The 20,425-nt window shown below is 65.8% G+C and carries 18 protein-coding genes and 3 tRNA genes; 16 read left to right on the plus strand and 5 right to left on the minus strand.

Annotation, left to right across the window (positions count from 1 at the left end):
* Window positions 1-42: 42 nt before the first annotated feature.
* Both AC3WJU_RS02425 and AC3WJU_RS02430 read left to right on the plus strand, forming a co-directional pair.
* Window positions 43-2,970, plus strand: coding sequence for a family 78 glycoside hydrolase catalytic domain (locus tag AC3WJU_RS02425; protein ID WP_492259039.1), 2,928 nt, complete (start codon window positions 43-45; stop codon window positions 2,968-2,970).
* A 29-nt stretch (window positions 2,971-2,999) separates the two neighbouring features.
* Window positions 3,000-4,772: a DUF5605 domain-containing protein gene (locus tag AC3WJU_RS02430; protein WP_492259040.1), complete on the plus strand. Its 1,773-nt coding sequence runs from the start codon at window positions 3,000-3,002 to the stop codon at window positions 4,770-4,772.
* Window positions 4,773-4,778: 6 nt separating this feature from the next.
* On the opposite strand, the gene hutG is transcribed toward AC3WJU_RS02430, so the two are convergent.
* Window positions 4,779-5,759, minus strand: coding sequence for a formimidoylglutamase (gene hutG / locus AC3WJU_RS02435; RefSeq protein ID WP_492259041.1), 981 nt, complete (start codon window positions 5,757-5,759; stop codon window positions 4,779-4,781).
* A 74-nt stretch (window positions 5,760-5,833) separates the two neighbouring features.
* On the minus strand, window positions 5,834-7,276 hold the full coding sequence (locus AC3WJU_RS02440) for an NCS2 family permease (RefSeq protein WP_059388467.1): 1,443 nt from the start codon (window positions 7,274-7,276) through the stop codon (window positions 5,834-5,836).
* 114 nt (window positions 7,277-7,390) lie between these two features.
* Between AC3WJU_RS02440 and AC3WJU_RS02445 the strand changes: the two genes are divergently transcribed.
* Window positions 7,391-8,089 carry a copper resistance CopC family protein gene (locus AC3WJU_RS02445; protein ID WP_492259042.1) on the plus strand — a complete coding sequence of 233 codons (699 nt, stop codon included), beginning with the start codon at window positions 7,391-7,393 and terminating at the stop codon, window positions 8,087-8,089.
* Here the strand turns inward: AC3WJU_RS02445 and AC3WJU_RS02450 are convergent.
* Window positions 8,086-8,754 (minus strand): NAD(P)/FAD-dependent oxidoreductase, encoded by a 669-nt coding sequence (locus AC3WJU_RS02450; RefSeq protein WP_059388469.1) that lies wholly within the window; start codon window positions 8,752-8,754, stop codon window positions 8,086-8,088. The genes AC3WJU_RS02445 and AC3WJU_RS02450 overlap by 4 nt on opposite strands.
* 397 nt (window positions 8,755-9,151) lie before the next feature.
* On the opposite strand from AC3WJU_RS02450, the gene AC3WJU_RS02455 reads away from it, so the two are divergent.
* Window positions 9,152-10,204 (plus strand): universal stress protein, encoded by a 1,053-nt coding sequence (locus AC3WJU_RS02455; RefSeq protein WP_284991875.1) that lies wholly within the window; start codon window positions 9,152-9,154, stop codon window positions 10,202-10,204.
* A 39-nt stretch (window positions 10,205-10,243) separates the two neighbouring features.
* Window positions 10,244-12,985 carry a PEP/pyruvate-binding domain-containing protein gene (locus AC3WJU_RS02460; protein WP_492259043.1) on the plus strand — a complete coding sequence of 914 codons (2,742 nt, stop codon included), beginning with the start codon at window positions 10,244-10,246 and terminating at the stop codon, window positions 12,983-12,985.
* A gap of 1 nt (window position 12,986) precedes the next feature.
* Here the strand turns inward: AC3WJU_RS02460 and AC3WJU_RS02465 are convergent, their stop codons facing one another.
* Window positions 12,987-13,496: a metallopeptidase family protein gene (locus AC3WJU_RS02465; protein ID WP_306960768.1), complete on the minus strand. Its 510-nt coding sequence runs from the start codon at window positions 13,494-13,496 to the stop codon at window positions 12,987-12,989.
* 160 nt (window positions 13,497-13,656) lie between these two features.
* Between AC3WJU_RS02465 and AC3WJU_RS02470 the strand changes: the two genes are divergently transcribed.
* Both AC3WJU_RS02470 and AC3WJU_RS02475 read left to right on the plus strand, forming a co-directional pair.
* Window positions 13,657-14,709 (plus strand): LacI family DNA-binding transcriptional regulator, encoded by a 1,053-nt coding sequence (locus AC3WJU_RS02470; RefSeq protein WP_492259044.1) that lies wholly within the window; start codon window positions 13,657-13,659, stop codon window positions 14,707-14,709.
* Window positions 14,710-14,756: 47 nt separating this feature from the next.
* Window positions 14,757-15,677: a carbohydrate kinase family protein gene (locus tag AC3WJU_RS02475; protein ID WP_284991870.1), complete on the plus strand. Its 921-nt coding sequence runs from the start codon at window positions 14,757-14,759 to the stop codon at window positions 15,675-15,677.
* A gap of 57 nt (window positions 15,678-15,734) precedes the next feature.
* Here AC3WJU_RS02475 and AC3WJU_RS02480 read toward each other — a convergent pair whose 3' ends face one another.
* Window positions 15,735-16,658: a DMT family transporter gene (locus AC3WJU_RS02480; RefSeq protein WP_332602523.1), complete on the minus strand. Its 924-nt coding sequence runs from the start codon at window positions 16,656-16,658 to the stop codon at window positions 15,735-15,737.
* Between the two features lie 264 nt (window positions 16,659-16,922).
* Between AC3WJU_RS02480 and AC3WJU_RS02485 the strand changes: the two genes are divergently transcribed.
* From AC3WJU_RS02485 to AC3WJU_RS02525, 9 genes are all read left to right on the plus strand, one after another.
* Window positions 16,923-16,995 (plus strand) — tRNA-Glu (locus AC3WJU_RS02485).
* 100 nt (window positions 16,996-17,095) lie between these two features.
* A tRNA-Asp gene (locus tag AC3WJU_RS02490) sits at window positions 17,096-17,169 on the plus strand.
* Window positions 17,170-17,219: 50 nt separating this feature from the next.
* Window positions 17,220-17,295: transfer RNA gene (locus AC3WJU_RS02495), tRNA-Phe, on the plus strand.
* A 217-nt stretch (window positions 17,296-17,512) separates the two neighbouring features.
* Complete coding sequence (locus AC3WJU_RS02500) at window positions 17,513-17,986, plus strand: Asp23/Gls24 family envelope stress response protein (RefSeq protein ID WP_492259045.1); 474 nt, start codon at window positions 17,513-17,515, stop codon at window positions 17,984-17,986.
* Window positions 17,983-18,174, plus strand: coding sequence for a DUF2273 domain-containing protein (locus AC3WJU_RS02505; RefSeq protein ID WP_059388473.1), 192 nt, complete (start codon window positions 17,983-17,985; stop codon window positions 18,172-18,174). Before AC3WJU_RS02500 ends, AC3WJU_RS02505 begins: the two co-directional genes overlap by 4 nt.
* Window positions 18,171-18,554 (plus strand): hypothetical protein, encoded by a 384-nt coding sequence (locus tag AC3WJU_RS02510; protein ID WP_059388474.1) that lies wholly within the window; start codon window positions 18,171-18,173, stop codon window positions 18,552-18,554. The genes AC3WJU_RS02505 and AC3WJU_RS02510 overlap by 4 nt, the downstream gene beginning before the upstream one ends.
* Window positions 18,551-19,246, plus strand: coding sequence for a hypothetical protein (locus tag AC3WJU_RS02515; protein ID WP_492259046.1), 696 nt, complete (start codon window positions 18,551-18,553; stop codon window positions 19,244-19,246). Before AC3WJU_RS02510 ends, AC3WJU_RS02515 begins: the two co-directional genes overlap by 4 nt.
* Complete coding sequence (locus AC3WJU_RS02520) at window positions 19,243-19,854, plus strand: hypothetical protein (RefSeq protein WP_284991866.1); 612 nt, start codon at window positions 19,243-19,245, stop codon at window positions 19,852-19,854. Before AC3WJU_RS02515 ends, AC3WJU_RS02520 begins: the two co-directional genes overlap by 4 nt.
* A gap of 199 nt (window positions 19,855-20,053) precedes the next feature.
* Complete coding sequence (locus AC3WJU_RS02525; RefSeq protein WP_492259047.1) at window positions 20,054-20,359, plus strand: hypothetical protein; 306 nt, start codon at window positions 20,054-20,056, stop codon at window positions 20,357-20,359.
* The last annotated feature ends 66 nt before the right edge of the window (window positions 20,360-20,425 follow it).

A 20,425-nucleotide genomic window follows, 5' to 3' on the forward strand; every position in this document is an offset into this window, starting at 1 on the left:
ACTCCAGCGCCCATCCACCCACCGCTTCCGAAAGGCCCCTCCGTGACATCAACATCCCTGGCACCGCAGCCAGCAGGTCTCCGCCAGGCTTCTGTCAGCCGGTTCAGCGCTGAGTACCGGACCGATACCGCCTTCGTGGCCAATCCGCGGCCGCGGCTCAGCTGGGTCGTCGCCACGGAGAGCACCGATTGGCAGCAGACCCGTGCCGAACTGCGGCTGACCCGTGCGGGGGCTGTCGAGTCGGCAGTGCACGAAGGCCCTGACTCGGTGCTGGTGGAGTGGCCTTTTGAGGCCATCGACGCCGGGGAGCAGGTGGCAGTCGAGGTGCGCGTCTCGGGGAACGACGGCGGCACCACGGCTTGGAGCGCACCCTTGGCTTTGGCGGGTGGCTACCTTGAAGGGCCGTGGCAGGCCGAAGCGATCAGCCTGCCCGTCCTTTCCCGGGCGGAGATTCCGCTCGGGCAGCCCGGCCAATTGCGGCACGAATTCACGGTGGGCACGGGCTTGGCCAAAGCCACCCTCTTCGCCACCGCGCACGGTGTCTACCAGGCCGAAATCAACGGCTCGGAAGTGGATGACCAGGTTCTGAAACCGGGCTGGACGGCTTACGCTGACCGCCTCAACCACGAAACCACCGACGTCACCGCGCTCCTTAAAACGGGGGCCAACGCCATTGGTGTGTGGCTCGCGGGAGGCTGGTACACCGAAAAGTACGGCTTCCACGGCTTCGCCACACCGTTCTACGGCGAGCAACCGGCCGTCAAAGTGGAACTGCATCTCGAATACGCCAACGGCACACGTCAAACCGTGGCCAGCGGCCCGGAGTGGCGGGGCACCACGGCGGGCCCACTCGTTTCCAGCGGCATCTACGCGGGGGAATCCTTCGATGCGCGGCGTATCGAGGCCGGCTGGTCATCGCCGGACTTCGACGATTCGCGCTGGCTTCCCGCTTGCTTGGACTCCGGAGCAGTGAATTCCAGGGCTGCGGACTCCAAGTCATGGGTGGAAGCAACTCCCGCCGTGGCGCCTCCGGTCCGTCGGATCGAAGAACTGCCGGTCCGGGAAATCCTGACCACGCCTTCCGGCGCCACCGTCCTGGACTTCGGCCAGAACCTGGTGGGCCGCCTCCGGATCCGGGTAAGCGGCGACGCGGGACGCCGGATCACACTCCGCCATGCTGAGGTCCTGGAGGATGGTGAACTGTCCCTCCGTCCGCTTCGCCTGGCTGCCGCTACGGACAGCTACACCCTCGCCGGCGGCGGGGAGGATTCCGGGGAGGAGGAATGGGAGCCTCGCTTCACGTTCCACGGGTTCCGCTATGCACAAGTAGACAACTGGCCAGGCGAGCTGGACCCGGCGGCGATCACCGCCGTCGTCATCCACAACGACATGCGCCGCACCGGATGGTTCGAGTGCTCGGACCCGATGTTGAACCGCCTGCACGAGAACGCCCTGTGGGGAATGCGCGGCAACTTCCTGGCGCTGCCCACCGACTGCCCGCAGCGGGACGAGCGCCTTGGCTGGACCGGAGACATCCAGGTCTTCAGCCCGACGGCCAGCTACCTCTACGACTCCTTGGGGTTCCTCAGCTCCTGGCTGCAGGATCTCGCCCTCGAACAGAGCCACCGCAACGGTGTGGTGCCCATTGTGGTTCCTGCGGTGCTCGGCATGCTGGAATCGCCCGTGGCCGCCTGGGGTGACGCCGCCACGGTGGTTCCGTGGGTGCTCTATGAACGCTTCGGCGACCTCGGACTGCTGGGCCGGCAGTACCGAAGCATGTGCGATTGGGCTGATGCGTTGCTCCGCGTCCGGGACAGCTCCGGCTTGTGGCAGGGCCAAATGCAGCTGGGCGACTGGCTGGACCCGGCCGCACCGCCGGACAAGCCCGGCGCCGCCCGCACCCACGGCGACATCGTGGCCAGCGCCTACCTTTTCCGTTCCCTCGACCTCACGGCAAAGGCCGCGGCCGTGCTGGGCGCCGACGACCACGGCAAATACTCGGCCCTCGCCGAAGACGTGCGCAGCGCGTTCCTGGCCGAATACGTCACGCCCGCCGGCCGCATGGTTTCCGATGCGCAGACGGCCTACTCGCTGGCACTCATGTTCGGAATCAGCACGGACCCCGTCCAACGCCAGGCACTTGGTGACCGGCTCGCCGAACTCGTTCGGCTGGGCGGCTACAGGATCGCCACCGGCTTCGTCGGCACGCCCCTCATCGCGGACGCCCTGACGGTCACCGGGCACATGGATGCTGCCGAGCGCTTGCTCACCCAGACCGAATGCCCCTCCTGGCTTTACCCCGTCACGCAGGGCGCCACCACCATCTGGGAACGCTGGGACTCCATCCTGGAGGACGGCACGGTCAACCCCGGCGAAATGACCTCCTTCAACCACTACGCGCTCGGCGCCATTGCCGATTGGATGCACCGGACCGTTGCCGGCCTGGCTCCTGCTGCGCCGGGCTACCGGAAACAGCACATCGCTCCGCGTCCGCTCCGGAGCCTGCAGCATGCCGGCACCTCACACGAGACGCCGTACGGCCTGGCCAGCGTGGCCTGGAAGCGTTCCGGCGAGCGAATCCTCGTGGAAGCCGTCGTGCCTTCGGGGACCACCGCCGTCGTTTCCTTGCCTGACGGATCCGAGGAGTTCGAAGTGGGATCCGGCCGGTACGCCTGGGACGTGCCCGACGCCGCTCCTGCCGCGGCGTACGGTGCCGTGTCCTTGGACTCGCCGCTGTCCGCCATCATGGACGATCCCGGGGCCTACGCGGCAGTGTGGCAGGCCATCGACGCGCACGATCCCGCCGCGGCCGCCCAATTCCGCAAGGACACCGTCTGGTACCGCCAGACGTCCCTGAACCAGGGGCTGATCTTCACTCCAGCGCCCATCAAGCGAGAGATCGGCTCCGCATTGTCGGCACTGAGCGGCACACGCACCGATGTCCCGCCCCTTACTCCACGAGAACACTGACCTGAGAACCCCGAACCGAGAAGGCAAAGATGACCACTTTCACCGCTGAAAGCCCCCTGTACTTCGTGATGCGGCACGCCGAAGGAAACCGCATCCTGAGCGAACGCGTCCCCACGCTTGTGAACAGCCCGGCGCTGCACACGCTCTACTTCCACGAGGTGGGCACCATCCTGGGAACAGAGGAGGCCCTGCAGGGGAAGCCCGGGGAAACCGCGGAGATCCTGCGCCTCCTCGGCGAGTTGGAACCCGAGGATCTTGCAGCCCAGCGGGCCGCCGAGGCGGCGGCCGATCTTCCCGCTCCGGCGGGGGACTATGAGCCCGGCTCAGTGGTGCGCGGCAGCGCGGGGGCGGAGTACCCGACGACGGCGGCCGCCCAGGAGCGCTTCGAGCTCACCCTGGCCGGTCCCTCGCACGGCAACCCATTCACCGACGTCGAACTCCGGGCCGTGTTCACTTCTCCGTCAGGTGAAACGCTCAGTGTGCCCGGTTTCTACGACGGCGACGGGAGCTACAAGGTCCGGCTCCTGGTTCCGGGCCCGGGGGAGTGGACGTTCACCACCACCAGCAACGCGCGCTCGCTGGACGGCGTTACCGGCGCGTTCACGGCCCGCGAGCCGGTTGCCGGGACGAAGGGCGTGGTCCGGGTGGCCAAGACCTTCCACTTCGCCTATGAGGACGGCAGCCCGTACCTGCCCATCGGCACTACCTCCTACGCCTGGACCCATCAGGGCGATGCGCTGGAGAAGCAGACCCTGGATACGTTGGCGGCCGGTCCGTTCAACAAGATGCGTATGTGCGTTTTCCCGAAGTCCTATCTGTTCAACGAGAACGAGCCGGAGTTCTACCCCTTCGAAGGATCCCTCGCTGCCGGCTTCGACTATGACCGGCCCAACCCGGAGTTCTACCGGCACCTGGAACACAGGATCGGGCAATTGGAGGAACTCGGGATCGAGGCGGACCTCATCCTGTTCCACGCGTACGACCGCTGGGGTTTCTCCACGATGAGCCCGGGCCAGGATGACCGCTACCTGAAGTACGTCGTGGCCCGGTTGGCTTCGCACCGGAACATCTGGTGGTCGCTGGCCAACGAGTACGATCTCCTGTTCCGCAAGACCACCGAGGACTGGGAGCGCTTCGCGGGCATTGTCCAGGCCAATGACCCGAGCGGGCACCTGCTGTCCATCCACAATTGCCATGCGTTCTACGACTACTCCCGGCCATGGGTTACGCACAGCAGCATCCAGCGCCAGGACGTCCACAAGACGGCTGAATTCACCGGGGAATGGCGGGAGCGCTGGGGCAAACCGGTGGTCATCGACGAGTGCGCGTACGAGGGCAACATTGATCAGGGCTGGGGAAACATCACCGGCGAGGAAATGACCCGGCGGTTCTGGGAGGGGGCCGTCCGGGGCGGGTACGTGGGCCACGGCGAAACGTACATGCACCCTGCTGACGTGCTGTGGTGGGCCAAGGGCGGCGAATTCCATGGCAGCAGCCCGGAGCGGATCGCTTTCCTGCGCCGCATTCTCGAGGAAACCCCGGGCGGATTCCTTGAGCCTCTGCCGAGCGCCTGGGACGTCCCCACCGCCGGCATTCGGCACGAGTACGAGATCAGCTATTTCGGTTTCAACCAGCCCACCTACCGGAACTTCGTGATGCCCGCCGGCCGCCGTTACGAGGTGGACATCATCGACACCTGGAACATGAGCATCGACACCCGGCCGGACGCAGTGGAAGGGCGCTTCCGCGTGGAGCTCCCCGGCCGCCAGTTCATCGCCGTCAGGCTCCGCGCCGTCGGCTAACCCCGCCTACCCCAGCAGCGTGTTCACCAAGCGCGCGGCCACCTTGGCGGTCCGCGAGTCGATATCGAACTCGGGGTTGAGCTCGGCGACGTCCAGGTGCATGAGTTTTCCGCTCGTGGCAACTTGCTTGCACACCGCGCTGATAACGGGCAGCGGCACCCCATACGCCGCAGGCGCGCTCACGCCGGGAGCCACCGACGCCGGTAGCACGTCCAGGTCGATCGTCAGGTACAGCACGTCCACGCTGTCCACGAACCGCGCCACGAACTCCTGAACGGCCTCCGCGGAGCACTCCTCGTCCAGCAGATACTTCACGCCCAGCCGGTCCGCCGTGTTGAAGAGGGTGCGCGTGTTGTTGGGCTCGGAGATTCCGACGACGGCGTAGTTCAGTTCGCGGCCCTCGGCGGCTTCCGCCCGGGCCATCTGCAGGAACGGCGTGCCTGAGCTCGGCACCGGTTCGTCCCGCAGGTCGAAGTGCGCGTCGAGGTTCAGGACTCCGAGGCGCTTGCCGCCCCTCACGGCCTCCGAGCCAGCCACACCCAGGTAGCTGGCGAAAGCAGTTTCGTGCCCGCCGCCGAGCAGCACCGTGAGCTTGCCGCCGTCGAGCAGTTCCGAAATCACGCGGCCCGCGCGCGCTTGGCCTGCCTCCAGGGAGCCAGCCTCCACCGAGCCGTCCTCCACAACCACGTCGCCGGCGTCGAACACGTCCCGGTCCAGATGGAAAGCCAGCGGACCCAGGGCCTGCCGGATGGCCGCCGGAGCGGCGGCCGCGCCCATACGGCCCTTGTTGCGCCGCACGCCCTCGTCACTGCGGAAGCCCACGACGACGGCGGCCCGGGAGCCCGCGTCCCGCGCGCCGGGGGCGGCTGCATCGGGAGTGTGGGGCGCCACGGCCTGCCACCAGCGGCGGTGCTCATCGCCATTGCCGTCGAAGCGGCCGGTCCACGGCGTGGGGCGGACATCGGCAACAGCGCGGGAAATCTCCATGGTTAAAGCTCAACGCATGGCGGTACCGAAAAACATCGCTTGGGGGCGGAGGGTGTCCGGTATTCCGGAAAGGCCTATTTGACTCCCAGGATTTCCTCGACGGGACCGATCCCGAAGAACAACAGGAACGCAGCGGCCACGGCCCACATGAGCGGATGGACTTCGCGGGCCCTGCCCTGGAACGTGCGGATGAGTGCGAAGGAGATGAACCCGGCGCCCAGGCCGTTCGCGATCGAGTAGGTGAACGGCATGAGGGCCATGGTCAGGAACGCGGGAATGCCGACTCCCCAGTCCTGCCAGTGGATCTTGCCCACCTGGGACACCATCATGAAGCCCACCACCACCAGGGCGGGGGCGACGGCCTCGAACGGGACCAGGTTGATGAGCGGGGTGAAGAACATGGCCACGAGGAACAGCAGGCCGGTCACGATCGACGCCAAGCCGGTGCGGGCACCCTCGCCGATGCCGGCGCCGGATTCCACGAAAATCTGGTTGGAGGACACGGACGAGCCGCCGCCGATGATCGCGCCGAGGGCGTCCACCTGCAGGACACGGTCAACGTTGGGGATGTTTCCGTGTTTGTCGATGTTTCCTGCTTCCCTCGCCAAGCCCACCATGGTGCCCATGGCGTCGAAGAAGATACTGAGCAGGATCACGAACGCCAGCAGGGTGGCAGCGATGATGCCAAGGTGCTGGAACGCCCCGAAGGGGTTCGCCTTGCCAATGAGGGACAGGTCGGGAGCGGCCCACTCGGTGAACTTGGGCGCCACCAGGGACCAGCCGCGGGGATTGTAGGTTTTACCGTCGAAACTCGGGCCGATGTGCAGGGTGAATTCCAGGATGGCGGCAAGGGCGGTGGAGACGATGATGCCGATCAGGATGGCGCCACGTACCTTGCGGACCACCAAGGCGATGGTCAGGACGAGTCCGACGACGAACACGAGGGTGGGCCAGCCCAGCAGCTTCCCGTCGACGCCCAGGCCCAGGGGAACCGTGGTGCCGGCGGCGTCCGGGATGCGGCGCACGAAGCCGGCGTTGACGAGGCCGATCAGCGCGATGAAGAGGCCGATGCCCACCACGATCGCGGTTTTCAGGGCCTCAGGGACGGCTTTGAAGACCGCGGTGCGGAAACCGGTGAGCACCAGGATCAGCATGGTGAGGCCCGAGAGCATCACGAGGCCCATCATGTCCGGCCATGTCAGGCCGGGGTGTGAGGCAATGGTGACTGCCACGAAGGCGTTGACGCCCAGCCCGGTAGCGATGGCGAAGGGGTGCTTGGCCCAGGCTCCCATGAGGATCGTCAGGATGCCGGCGACGAAGGCGGTGGTGGCGGCGACGGCGGCGAAGCCAAGTGAAGCGCCACTGGAGTCCGCCCCGGAAAGGATCAAGGGGTTGAGGACCACGATGTAGCTCATGGCAAAGAAGGTCGCGAAGCCGCCTCGGATTTCTCGCGAATAGTTGGATCCGCGTTCCGAAATCTTGAAGTAGCGGTCGATGGCTGAGCCCTGCTTGAGCATGGAAGTCTCCGGGGATCGGGGAAGTTTGCTCTCAAATCCTATGCCCGCGGCTTCGGCACTCCCGCGAATTCGCCTAGTCTGTAAGGAATCCAACACCAAGGGAGTTATTCGCTCATGCGCCCTATCCGCCAGATGCTGGCCGTCGTCGTCGCTGCCACGGCGGTTCTTTTCTCTGCCGCCCTGTTCTCGGCGGCACCCGCCTTCGCGCACGATGTAGCCGAGTCAACGTCACCGGCCAACGGCTCAACGGTTGCCAGCGTCCCGGACTCCGTGTCCATCACGTTCAACAACCGGCCGCTCCTGCTCGGCTCGCAGATCCGGGTGAACGACGCCTCAGGGCAGAACTGGGCAGATGGTTCCGTCGAGATTGTGGACGCCGTGGTGTCGCAAAAGCTGCGGCCTGGCGCGCCCGCCGGCGCATTCACCGTCATCTGGCGCGTCGTCAGTTCGGATTCGCACCCCATTGAAGGCACCTTCACGTTCACCGCCAAGGCAGGAAGTACGACGGCGGGCGGCGGCTCCGCGAGCACCGCACCTTCGGCGGATGTACCCACCGCCGGCACCGCGGCCCCTGGTTCGACGACGACGCCCGAAAAGGTGCCCGATGCCTCCCAGCCGTTCCCCTGGAGCATTGTGATCTTCGCCGTGGTTGCCGCGGGCCTGCTGGTCTTCCTCGGCATCACCGCACGACGCCGGCTGGCAGGCGGGGGTTCCGATGATTCTGACGATTCCGGCGACGCTGATGACGCTGATGACGCAGGCGATGAAGAGGACTCCGAGGTTGAGCCCGGCAGCCCCGGGAAGAAGCCCTAGGCCAGGGCGGGAACAGCTGCAAAGGTGCCCGTGAGCGCCCCGTGGACGCTGTCCGGGTAGACCTTGGCGGAAATCGCCTGGCCCACCACCTTGGCTTGGCGCAGGACTTCCTTCGGTGTGGGTGTGGCAAGTTCGCCGACCCCAACCAAGTACATTCCGATCGCCCGCATGGCCGCGACGAGGTTCTGGCCGATGGCGAAGCCGAGCTCGGCAAGCATTCGCCGCAACTGGCTCTGTCCACAACGGGTGACAACAACGTGGTCGGCCAAAAGCACTCCGTTGGCGGTGTGAACGGCCCATTGGTACGAGGCGACGCCCGAGGACCCTGAAACTACCGATCCGGAAATCACGGACCCCGCGGCAGCTTCGTCCAGGCGATCGAGCCGGACAGCGCGCGTGGTGCTCCGTACGTCGAGCCCGTGACTGGTTGCGTAGTTGCGCAGGTGCCGCAGGATTTCGCTGCGCTCCTGGAGGCACGCGGCGTCGGCGGCGTCGCAACGCTGCAGGATGCCGGTGTTGAGCGGCTGCAAAGGTCCGGGGACGTACATTCCGTCCACCACGATGGCATCCACGCCGTAGCGGCTGAGTTCGCTGGCCACGGCCAGGCCGGGCATGCCGGCACCGATGACCACGGTGGTGGTGCGTTCCGTACTCGCAGCAGGCATGGTTGACACAGCTTGGCTCCTCTTTGAAGGTGCGTTGCCGAGGCAACAGCGGGGTGGCGTCCGGGTCCCCAAGCGGTCGCGAATGATGGCCGTTGATGTGTTGAAAAACACGATCCCCGGTCATCAGTGCCTCGAACATTACAGAAGAAATCGCGTGGTGGATAGCCCCGGCATCGGCATGTCCGCCGATGCGTTTTTCGCGCCCCGATTCGGCGGATTTCGCCGCCCTCGCCGGGGTTTCCACATACGCTTCTTCCGGCTTGATTCGGCCCTTGCAAACGAGAATAGTGAGCATTGGAGACCGCAACTCACGGCAGTCGAGCGAGAAACACGTTGTGGGCGCGGCCTCTGGCAGAATAGCCGCAACATCAGCCAGCAGTGCGAGGAGGCAGGCCCCATGGACCAGCACGGCAAACACTCTGAGAGCCATCAACCAGAGACCGAAGGCAACGGAGAGGAACCCTCCATTGCCCCCGGCGGAATTGTAGTGGGCGTTGACGGCAGCGAACACGGCCAATGCGCCCTCGTTTGGGCCGCCCGCGAGGCTGAACGCAGGCAGCTGCCCTTGCATGTGGTCACGGCCTACTCCGTGCCGATCTTCGCGGCTTCAGGGCTCGACGGCGGCTACGCGACAGTGGATGACTCCGTGATCCGGGACGGCGCCGAGGCGATCGTCAAGCAAGCCCTGGAGAAGGTCTCCGGCTACGCCATCGACGTCGATGGCTCGGTGGAGAACGGAGATGCCGCCGGCGTGCTGCTCGATCTGTCCGAAACGGCCGAACTCCTGGTCTTCGGCACCCGGGGACGCGGCGGCTTTGTCGGCAGGCTCCTGGGCTCCGTGAGCAGTGCCCTGCCGGCGCACTCCAAATGCCCCACCGTGACGGTCCCACTCTTCTGCGCGGACCGGCTGGGTGAAACCACGGAGGACAAGCACATCAAGGCCGAGCGCGCGAAGTCCGGCTCCCGCGTTGTCGAGAATGTGGTCGCAGTCGGCGTGGACGGCTCGGAACAGGCGCGCGTTGCCGTCCTGGAGGCCGCGGAGCAGGCTCAACGCATGGGCGCCAAGCTGCGCGTCATCTGCGCCGTACCCGAATACAGCGGCTCCTTGGCGTGGGTTCCGGCACCCCTGGACCGGGAGGCACTCTTCAAGGACATCAGGATCCAGTTGGACGCAGGCTTGGCGTGGCTCAAGAGCCACTTCCCCAAGCTTCCGGCGGAAACCCAACTGCTCGATGGTTCGCCAGTGGAAGTCCTCGTGGAAGTGAGCCGCAGCGTCGAACTCGTGGTGCTGGGCACGCGCGGGCGGGGAGGCTTCGCAGGAATGCTCCTCGGATCGACGTCGGATGGAGTCCTGCACCATGCCAAAGGACCCGTGCTGGTTGTTCCAGACCGCGAGGACCCCAGGCTGGCGGACCGCGCCAACTTCGGTCCCATGCTCGGCGCCGCATAACAGGCAAGCCCAAGGACCGGTGGACGCAGGCAGACGGTAATGGTGGAGCACGCAGAGCCCAGGGAGGCATCGCGCTTGATCGTCGAGCTGCGCCGGATCCGGGCAACCATGCTTCCAGAGGTCGGCGGCAAGGCGGCCAATCTCGGCGAGCTGATCTGGGCGGGACTTCCGGTCCCGCCCGGGTTTTGCCTGACCACCGAGGCCTACCGGCGCGCATTGCAGCCGGATGGAAGCCCCGAGCCAGCCGTCCGGGACATTCTCCGTGGCCTTGAGGCCGTGGAACCCGGCGACCTTGAGGGGCTCGCTTCCCTCGCGGCCCGCGCCAGGGAAACAGTGCTCGACGCCGGGATCCCGGCCGACGTCGAAGGCGCCGTTCGCTCGGCCTACTCCGCGCTTGGCCCGGATGTCCCTGTGGCCGTCAGGTCCTCTGCCACCGCCGAGGACCTGCCCTTTGCCAGTTTCGCGGGACAGCAGGACACCTACCTGAACGTCGTGGGGGCAGATGCCGTCCTGCGGGCCGTCCGGAAGTGCTGGGCTTCCCTGTGGACGGACCGGGCAGTCAGCTACCGGGCAAGCAACGGGATCGACCACGCCACGGTGACGCTCGCCGTCGTCGTCCAACGGATGGTGGACGCTGAGGCCGCGGGGGTGTTGTTCACCGCGAATCCGGTGACCGGGCGCCGCCGCGAGGCGGTCATCGACGCCAATCCCGGGCTCGGTGAGGCCGTGGTCTCCGGCGCCGTGAATCCGGACCACTTTGTGGTGGATTCGCTCACCGGCAGGATCACGGAACGGCGGATCGGGGACCGGAAGCTGGTGATTCGCTCCGTTCCCGGCGGCGGGACCGAAAGGCTCGACGCCGAGCCTCGGGCCGAAGGCGGAACCGCGCGGGACGCCTGCCTTGCCGACTCCCAGATCAGGGCGCTCGCGGTCCTCGGCCAGCGCGTCGAGGAGCACTACGGAGCACCGCAGGACACTGAATGGGCCATCGACGGCGACGGCAAACTGTGGCTCACCCAAGCGCGCCCCATCACCACGCTCTACCCGCAAATGACCCGGCAACCAGCGGTCCCCGGTCCCCACGCGTACCTTTGCTTCAGCCTCGCCCAAGGCCTCACCCGCCCCCTCACTCCCATGGGACTCGCGGGCATCAGGCTCATGGGGTCCTCGGTGGCCGGCGCGGCGGGATTCCGGGTTCCCGAACCGCGGGACGGGCCTTCGCCCTACTACGAGGCGGGGCAGCGGATCTATTTTGACCTCACTGCGGTGCTCAGGAGCAGGGCCGGGCGCGCCATCGTGCCCAGGATTTTCGACGTCATGGAAGCACGTTCGGCGTCCATCATGCGTGCCCTGTTCGAGGACCCGCGTTTCGCCGTCACCAGCAAGACGCCTTTCAAACTGCTCAGGCACGTTGGCCCGATCGTGCTCCGCTTCCACCTTCCGGAGACGCTGCTGCGTGCTCTCTTTCGGCCGGACGTTGCCCTTGGCAAGGTGGAACAGCTGGACGGGAACCTGAAGGCCACGCATGAAGTCCCCACCGATGCCACCCCCCGTGAAAAACTGGACCACGCCGAGCGGATACTGCGCACGGAATTGTTCCCCATACTGCCCAATATCCTGCCCCCGGTAGCGCTCGGCTTCGCGATGATGGGGCTGGTACGGAAGCTGCTTGGAGAACAGGCTTCCTGGGGTGAGCTCCAAACCATCATCCGCGGCCTGCCCAACAACGTCACCACCGAAATGGACCTTGCGCTGTGGCGGCTCTCGGCCAGTATCCGTGACGATCCCGCTTCCGCGGTGGCGTTTACCGGTGGCGATCCCGCTGCGCTCGCGGAGAGCTACCGCGATGGCAAGCTGCCGGTCGTCGCGCAATCGGGATTGGCCTCGTTCCTGCGCGACTACGGGCACCGGGCCATCGCGGAAATCGACCTGGGCATGCCCCGCTGGTCCGACGACCCCACCCACATCATCGGAGTCCTGGTCAATTACCTTCGCCTCGACGATCCCCGCCTGGCGCCGGACAAACAGTTCGAAAAAGCAGCCCGCGACGCCGAGGAACAAGCCGCCGTGCTGGTGGCCCGTGCGCGGTCCAAGAGTCCGCTCCACGCCAGGATCGTGAAAATGGCACTCGAACGGACACGCATGTTTGCCGGGCTCCGTGAACTTCCCAAGTACCACCTCGTGCGGGGCTTCGCCGCGGTCCGAGCACAGGTTGCGGAAGCAGGGGAGGCCTTGGCGGAAGCGGGAATCATCGACGATGCCAGCGACGTCTTCTTCCTGGATTTCAACGACGCCCGCCACGGCTTGGACGGCAAGGATCTCCACGAGCTCGTGGCGCAGCGCCGCGAAGCCTATGAGCTTGAACTCAAGCGCCGCCACGTGCCACGCGTGCTGCTCTCCGACGGCACCGAGCCGGAAGCGCTGCCAGCCGGTCTCCTGAGCGGCGCGACGGGGGCACCGGCGTCGGACGGCATGCTGTTGGGAACCCCGGCTTCGGCGGGAACCGTGACGGCGGTGGCAAGGGTGATCATGGACCCGGTGGGCGCGCATCTTGAACCCGGAGAAATCCTGGTGGCGCCCTCGACGGATCCCGGCTGGACGCCCCTCTTCCTGACCGCCGGGGGACTCGTGATGGAGATGGGCGGTCCCAACTCGCATGGCGCCGTCGTGGCTCGTGAGTACGGGATTCCGGCAATCGTGGGCGTCCCGGATGCCACGTCCCGGATCAGCACAGGACAGACGATCACGGTGGATGGCGCCGCGGGGACGGTGGCTTTCTAGCCTATCCCCAGCCGAGTTCGTGCAAACGGTCGTCGCCGATGCCGAAGTGGTGGGCGATCTCATGGATCACCGTGATGGCCACTTCGTCGATTACTTCCTGGCGGGATCCGCAGATATCCAGGATCGGCTGACGGAAAATGGTGATCCGGTCCGGGAGGGAACCGGCATCCCACCAAGAGTCCCGTTCCGTCAACGGCACGCCCTCATACAGGCCCAGGAGTACGGTGTCCGGTTCGTCTCCAGGCTGCGGGATGTAGTCGTCCTCGATGAAGATGGCCACGTTGTCCATGGCGCGGGCAGCTTTGTCCGGGATGAGGAGCAATGCATCGCTGACGGCTGCCTCGAAGTCTTCCGGCGACATACTGAACGGAACGGTACTGGCCGCCGCGGCGTCAGCGCCAATCCCGGGACCCCCGGATCCGGGGCCGGGGAGCGGAGAGGAAATGCGCTGGCCGCCAGGGGCATCGCCGTCGGGAACAATCGGCAGGCCGGGAGGTAAATTCGCGGGCATGATCCGACTCTAGTCCGCGGCGCGGTCGTTGACGCCGGATGTGATGACAGCTACAGTTTTCCGGGCTGGTAATTCGTATAACCCAGCCCCAGGTTAAGCCCAGCCAGTCGTGCGGATCCTGTGACAAGCACCCCGGAGTTCCCAGTAGACAGGCCAGCCCATGACCCGCCCCGGCAGCCGCTCAGGCACGACGATGAACGACGTCGCTGCCGCAGCCGGTGTTTCCCAGGCCACGGTTTCCTTGGTGCTCAATGACGCCGCAGGAACCAGGTTCTCTGAGGAAACCCGACGCCGGGTCCATGCCGCCGCCAACGAACTGGGGTATCGGACCAACGCCCACGCCAAAGTGCTCCGCGACGGCGTTGCCGGGATGATCGGCTTCGTCGGCGACTTCGTGGCCACGGCGCCATTCGCGGGCAAGATCATCGAGGGCGCCCAAGCCCGGGCTTGGGAGGCCGGACTGCTCCTCCTGACCGTCAACACCGGTGGCGACAAGGCCCTCGAGGCCGCTTCGCTGGAGACCATGCTGTCCTACAAGGTGGCCGGAGTGGTCTACGCCGCCATGTACCACCGGGTCCTTGACGTACCAGACGTCCTGGCCGAGGTGCCCGCCGTCGTGCTCAATTCGCGCGACCGGTCCGGGCGGTTCCCGAGCATCGCTCCGCAGGAGGAGCTGGGCGGCTACACCGCCACCAAACGCCTGGTGGACGCGGGTCACCGGCGTATCGCGATGATCAACATCGGCGCGGTGGACGGCGAGCTGCCTGCCGCCGTCGGACGCCATGCGGGCTATCTCCGGGCACTCAAGGAGGCCGGCCTCGACGCCGACCCACTGCTCCACAGGATCGGCGACGGGCATGAATCCGGCGGATTCGACAATGCCCTGGCGCTCATGACCGGTCCTCAGCCACCCACTGCCATCTTCTGCGCCAACGACCGCACCGCCTGGGGCAGCTACCAGGCGCTGGCCCAACTCGGATTATCGATCCCGCGCGATGTGTCGCTGGTGGGTTTCGACAACCAGGAAACGCTCGCCCCGCACTTGCGGCCCGGACTGACCACGCTGGAACTGCCTTTCCTTGAGATGGGCCGGCGCGCCATCGAACTGCTGCTGGCCGGCGCGGAACGTGATGGCAGTACCGAATACTTTGAATGTCCCCTGGTCGAACGCCATTCCGTGGCGGCGCCCCCGAAAACCACCGTTAGCCCCTGAAATTCACTAGCAGTCAGTGAACTCCCCAACCAAGGAACAGGAAACGCATGAACCACTCGCACCTTGCGTCCGAGCCGCTCGACGTCGTCGTGGTCGGCGAAGCGCTCATCGACATCGTCAACTCGCCTGGAGGCCAGACCGAATACCCGGGCGGCTCGCCTGCGAATGTCGCCTACGGCCTCGGGCGGCTCGATGTGAAAGCAGGGCTGCTGACCGCCGTCGGGCGCGACTCCCGGGGCGAGTCCATCGCGGCCCACCTGGCAAGCGCCGGCGTGGTTGTCCTTCCGGGCTCGCAATCGCTTGCGAAGACCGCGACGGCGACTGCGGAGATCGCCGCGGACGGTTCGGCCAAGTACACCTTCGACATCGAGTGGAACCTGGGCCCCGCCGCACTCCCTTACGCGCCAAAGGTGCTCCACACGGGCTCGATCGCCACGTTCCTCGAGCCCGGCGCGGCTAACGTCAGGACGCTCCTGGAGCAGGCCCAGGGTGGGTGCATCGTCACCTACGACCCCAACATCCGCACCGACCTCCTGGGCAGCCACAGCGAGGCCCTCCGCATTTTCGAGGAGCTCGTACCGCTGACCAGCGTGGTGAAGCTCAGCGACGACGACGCGTTCTGGCTCTACCCCGGCAAGTCCCTGGAAGAGACTGCAACACACATCCTGGGCCTCGGTGCGGGCCTGGCCGTCGTCACCCGAGGTGCCCAGGGTTCCTTGATGGCGACGCCGCACACCCAGTTGACGGTTCCGGCGGTGACCTCGGTGGTGGCGGACACCATTGGCGCCGGCGATTCCTACATGTCTGCGCTGATCCTCGGGCTGCTGCTGCGCGGTAGCCAAGGGCTCGCGCCCACCGTTCTCGAACGCATCGGACAGACCGCCTCCATGGCCGCGTCCATTACCGTGGGGCGTCCGGGAGCCAATCCGCCCACGCACCGCGAGCTTCTCGCCGGGATGGCAAGGTAGCCGCGGCGGAGGTGCGACGGCGGTGCGGCGCACCTTGGCGCCGGGCCGCCCGGCTTCTTAGCGGGGGGTGATCCCGCGGGAACGGCGCCGCGTCAACCCGACGCCCACAAGGCAGATGACGCCGCCCACAAGGCCCCAGATGGTGGGGATTTCCTTGAGGACCGCCCAGGAAATCAGGATCGTGGTGCCCGGAACCAGGTACGTCGTGGCGGCGAGTTTCCCGGCCTCGATGAGGGACAGTGCGTAGGCCCATGTGGTGAAAGCGATGGCGGTGGGGAAAATTCCGAGGTACACCAAGCCGAGGGTGGCCGGAAGGGGTGCGGCCTGCACTTCGGCCACTAGTTGGCCGGCCCACGGCAGGCAGCACACGGCGCCCACCATGATGCCAAACCAGGTGGCCTGTGCAGCGGAGAACGTGCGCAGTACCGGCTTCTGGACAATCACGCTCACCGCGGCGAGCACAGCGGCAAGGAGGCACAACAGCACTCCGGCGACATCCGCCGTCGAGCGCTGTCCCGAACCGAGCGCGATCAGCGCAACGCCGCCGAACGCCACGAGGCTGCCGATGATCAGCCAGCGCGGAAAGCCTTCTTTCAGGATCACGCCGGCCAGGACGGCGATCAGGATCGGCGAGACGTTGATGAGCATGGCGCTGGTTCCGGCATCGAGCATGTGCTCGGCGGCGTTCAGGGCGAGGTTGTAACCTGCGAACCACATGACGCCGTAGGCGAGGATGGGCAGCCATTCGCGTCCTTTGGGCCAGCGCTTGAGCCTGGGCAGGGCGACAATGCCGAGCGCGACGGCGGCAACCACCAGCCGTCCGAGCGTCAGGGAGCCCGGGGAGAAGCTGGGTCCCACTGCGCGGATGCCCACGAAGGCGGACGCCCAGAGGACAACGGTGACGATGACGGCGGCGATGCCGAGCTTACTGATGGTCCGGGAGGGTGTGGTCGCCGGAGAGACTGGTGTGCTTGTGGCCATGGTGCCAATCTAGCCCGGGAGCAGCTGGACGGACTGGCGGAATTCGGACGTCTTTCAACAAGAAACCGCCAACCCTGGCACGGCGGTTTTGAGCGGTGGCTTGAGACTGGCGCTGCGTCCTGGTTTGAGACCCCGTTTGCGTTCCGCGCTGCGCGATTTGGGAATATCCCTGAGTATGCTCTAAAGTTTTAGAGTCCAGTTCGGACGAGCGAGAAGCGGTAAACGCATAGCGTTGTTGACCGTCGCGAATTCGGATTGTTCCAGGCCCCCATCGTCTAGCGGCCTAGGACACCGCCCTTTCACGGCGGCGGCACGGGTTCGAATCCCGTTGGGGGTACGCAAGGAACTGGTCAAGCCGGGCTGAAAAGTCTGGTAGGCTGGAAGCCTTGAAAAAAGCGGTAGAGATACCGCAATCGTAGTAGAGATACTGCAAGCAAGGCCCTGTAGCGCAGTTGGTTAGCGCGCCGCCCTGTCACGGCGGAGGTCGCGGGTTCAAGTCCCGTCAGGGTCGCTCTGATTGCCGGAAGAAGTTCCGGCAATCATGGTGACATTGTCACCTAAGGCTCTGTAGCTCAGTTGGTAGAGCGTTCGACTGAAAATCGAAAGGTCACCGGATCGACGCCGGTCGGAGCCACCACTGGGAAGCGTCAGTTCTTCGGAACTGGCGCTTTTCTTCATTTAAGCTGCGATGGAAATGCCTGGGGTTATTCGATTTCTGCCTAAAAGGCGGACATTTCAGCGCGCGTGCCCCATTTACGGCAATGATCCAGCAGAATCTCATGACGACGGCCGGCTTGTCTCCGCCTTGTCTTGGCCAAGCGCTAGGGTGGTACTCAAGAGAAGGGGAGGGCTAAATGGACCAGCAGGAAAGCTACACCGCGCCTGAACCGGAAGCCGTTGGGGCTCCGGTATCCGAGGACCGGCAAACGGTGGCGGGAAGTGGCCGCACAGTGATCTCGGATTCCGCTGTCGCCAAGGTTGCCGGCATTGCGGCCAGGGGTGTTCCAGGCGTCTATTCCCTCGGCTCGGCTCCTTCGCGCGCCCTCGGAGCCATCCGCGATGCCGTTGGTAGCCAGGACCACGCCGCAGGCGTCCGCGCTGAGGTCGGAGAAACCCAAGTGGCCGTGGACCTCAATCTTGTGGCCGTCTACGGATACCCTTTGCATGATGTCGCGAACCAGGTCCGCGCGGCCGTCTATCGTGCCGTCGAATCGTTGGTGGGCCTGGAGGTCATTGAGGTCAACGTTGAGATCAACGACGTCTACGTTGCTCCGCCCGTCAAAGCCGGAACAAGAGGCGCATTATCGGAAAGGGAGCCACTCCAGTGAACTTGACCGTTGTCGGAATCGGGATCGGCGCCTTCGTGGCGTTCATGGCCTTCCAATTCGGGCTGTGGGGTTTCATCATCGCGCTTCTCTTCATGGGCATCGGTGCGCTTCTGGGCCGCGCCGCGGACGGAAAGCTTGACCTGCGCAGCGTGCTGGATGCCCTCACCGGCCGCCGCTCGTCGTCATGAGTTCCACGGCTGAGGCTGTGCAGCCCGCCGTGAATCTGGCTGGCCACAACCGAATCAGCACCCAGGCGCTCACCACCTTGGCCCAGGCAGCCGCCGCGGAAGCGCTTGGGGTCTCGTCGCAGGATGTTCGCGCCGAATGGTCGGACGACGACGGCCTGCTGGCACTCTCGATTGTCGCCCCGATCAGTGTGCCCTCGCTGACGGACGTCCTCAGGGACCCCCTGCGGGTAGCGGGATACGGTGGAACGGTCTGGGACCGGGCCGTAGCTGCCAAGACGGCCATTCTTGAGCGTGTCACCCAGCTCAGCGGTTCCACCTTGAGCCGCGTGGATATCCGGATCAGCGGCGCACGCGTCAGCGAAGGAGTCCGCGTCCGATGAGCCACGCCCAGACCCCGCACGTCCGGCGCAGCCAACCGGACACTGCGCCGACTCAGACGGCCGAAGGCGACACCCCCGGTGTCTACACGCCCGGGACCCCAGGCAACGGCGACCGGATCGACGTCGGACTCCAGCGCATCCTCAAGCGTGAGACCCGCTCGCCCCGCGCTGGAATGGCGGCGCTGGCCGCGGCGCTCGTGATCGCGGCCTGTCTCTATGCCCTCCTCGAATCCGCGCTGCGTGCCATTGGTCAACCACCGTGGCTCATCGATCCGCAAACAGCGGCCGAACGGCTGACGGCCCTTCCCGGAGGGATTTCCCCCTTGCTGCTTGGTGCCCTGGGCGGGGTCGTGGCCATGGTGGGCCTGATGTTCTTCTTGAACGCAGTCCTGCCCGGCCGAAAGTCCCGTCACTTGCTTGAGGATCCCCGGGCCGGAGTGGTGGTGGACGACGAGGTCATCGCTTCGGCGCTGGCCAGGGCCGCCCGGACGGCAGCGAACGTCACCCAGGAGCAGGTCATGGTGGTGGTTTCGCAGAGGCTGGTTGTGGTCAACGTCCGGCCAACCTCGGGCGTGCCGTTGCACGAGGAACGGATCCTTGCCGCCGTCGAGGATGAACTTCAAAGGATGGCCCCTTCGCCCATGCCTTCAGTCCGGGTCAATGTCGCCGCTTCCGGGGTGATCGGGGCATGAACGGTACTCCGCACGTCCTCAACCGCATCCTGATCGGCATCCTTGGCCTGAAACTATTGGCCATCGGCATTCTCCTGATACTGCTCGCCACTGTCCCCGCCGTCGGAAGTTGGTGGCAAAGCTGGTCCACCGGGCTCTGGGAACACGCCAAGTACCTCTCTGAGCAGACCCGCATTCCAGGGCGTGAGGAAAGCTGGCTTTGGGTCGCCGCAGCTGCGGTGCTTGTTGTGCTGATCGTGCTCATGGTGTCCTGGGTGTCGCAGCAAGGCAAGGGCCGCGCCAACCTCATCGTGTCGGAGTACGACGACGCTCAGACTGCCGGGGACGTCAACATCGGCGGGAACCTTGCCGAGCAGGCGCTCAAGGCGGCCCTTGCGGAACGTACGGATCTTGCGGGCGTGACGGTGGCAACCTACGAGGTCAACGGTCGTCCCGGGCTCCGGGTCAGGGTCCAGCCCCGTCAAGGCGTTTCCCCGCACGCACTCGCCGCGGATGTCTCCCGGCTCGTGGAGGCGCTGGACATTGTGGTGGGACGCCGGACTCCCGTCTTGATCCATATCGGGGCCGGCGCACGGACCAGGTTCAGCAAGGCCGAGCGCGTTCGTTGAACTGACACGCGACCGTTGTTAATCGGATGGCTATGTTACCTCGCAGGCGTTTTGCGTTGCAGAGGTATCTGCAGGGCCATAGTTTGAAGGGTAGGGGGAACTCTTCCCTTTGGTTGGGCTTGCCCGGCCGGCACTGGACCTTGGGTCCGTAGTCAAGCCGATGGACCAAAACACTTGGGCCAGGAACAAGGAGAAAACCATGAGCGAAGAAGTCAACAACATCAAGCAAAGCGCCGAAGCCGCGGCTGAACAGGCCAAGCACGTCGCAGGTGACGCCGCGGAGCACGTCAAGGAATTTGCCGGCGAAGCGGTCGGGAGCGCGAAGGAATTTGCCGGTGACGCCGCGGAGCACGTCAAGGAGTTCCTGTCGGGTGACGTGGCTGAGAAGGCCAAGGACCTAGCGGGGGATGTTGCCGGGAACGCCAAGGAAATCGTGGGCGACGTGGCTGAGAACGCCAAGGGCCTCGGCTCGAAGATCGCCGGTTTCTTCAAGGGCGGCAAGTAGGCTCCACGCCAAGACGACGCCTTCCTGACCTTCTTTGGTTAGAGAACGGGGCCGACACGCAGAACT

The sequence above is a fragment of the Arthrobacter sp. FW306-1B-F12A genome, assembly GCF_058781865.1.

Excerpts from the sequence above, each read along its gene's own strand:
- AC3WJU_RS02430 (WP_492259040.1), top strand. The coding sequence starts at position 3,000 with ATGACCACTTTCACCGCTGAAAGCCCCCTGTACTTCGTGATGCGGCAC.
- hutG (WP_492259041.1), bottom strand. The coding sequence starts at position 5,759 with ATGGAGATTTCCCGCGCTGTTGCCGATGTCCGCCCCACGCCGTGGACC.
- AC3WJU_RS02440 (WP_059388467.1), bottom strand. The coding sequence starts at position 7,276 with ATGCTCAAGCAGGGCTCAGCCATCGACCGCTACTTCAAGATTTCGGAA.
- AC3WJU_RS02445 (WP_492259042.1), top strand. The coding sequence starts at position 7,391 with ATGCGCCCTATCCGCCAGATGCTGGCCGTCGTCGTCGCTGCCACGGCG.
- AC3WJU_RS02450 (WP_059388469.1), bottom strand. The coding sequence starts at position 8,754 with ATGCCTGCTGCGAGTACGGAACGCACCACCACCGTGGTCATCGGTGCC.
- AC3WJU_RS02455 (WP_284991875.1), top strand. The coding sequence starts at position 9,152 with ATGGACCAGCACGGCAAACACTCTGAGAGCCATCAACCAGAGACCGAA.
- AC3WJU_RS02460 (WP_492259043.1), top strand. The coding sequence starts at position 10,244 with ATGGTGGAGCACGCAGAGCCCAGGGAGGCATCGCGCTTGATCGTCGAG.
- AC3WJU_RS02465 (WP_306960768.1), bottom strand. The coding sequence starts at position 13,496 with ATGCCCGCGAATTTACCTCCCGGCCTGCCGATTGTTCCCGACGGCGAT.
- AC3WJU_RS02470 (WP_492259044.1), top strand. The coding sequence starts at position 13,657 with ATGACCCGCCCCGGCAGCCGCTCAGGCACGACGATGAACGACGTCGCT.
- AC3WJU_RS02475 (WP_284991870.1), top strand. The coding sequence starts at position 14,757 with ATGAACCACTCGCACCTTGCGTCCGAGCCGCTCGACGTCGTCGTGGTC.
- AC3WJU_RS02480 (WP_332602523.1), bottom strand. The coding sequence starts at position 16,658 with ATGGCCACAAGCACACCAGTCTCTCCGGCGACCACACCCTCCCGGACC.
- AC3WJU_RS02500 (WP_492259045.1), top strand. The coding sequence starts at position 17,513 with ATGGACCAGCAGGAAAGCTACACCGCGCCTGAACCGGAAGCCGTTGGG.
- AC3WJU_RS02510 (WP_059388474.1), top strand. The coding sequence starts at position 18,171 with ATGAGTTCCACGGCTGAGGCTGTGCAGCCCGCCGTGAATCTGGCTGGC.
- AC3WJU_RS02515 (WP_492259046.1), top strand. The coding sequence starts at position 18,551 with ATGAGCCACGCCCAGACCCCGCACGTCCGGCGCAGCCAACCGGACACT.
- AC3WJU_RS02520 (WP_284991866.1), top strand. The coding sequence starts at position 19,243 with ATGAACGGTACTCCGCACGTCCTCAACCGCATCCTGATCGGCATCCTT.
- AC3WJU_RS02525 (WP_492259047.1), top strand. The coding sequence starts at position 20,054 with ATGAGCGAAGAAGTCAACAACATCAAGCAAAGCGCCGAAGCCGCGGCT.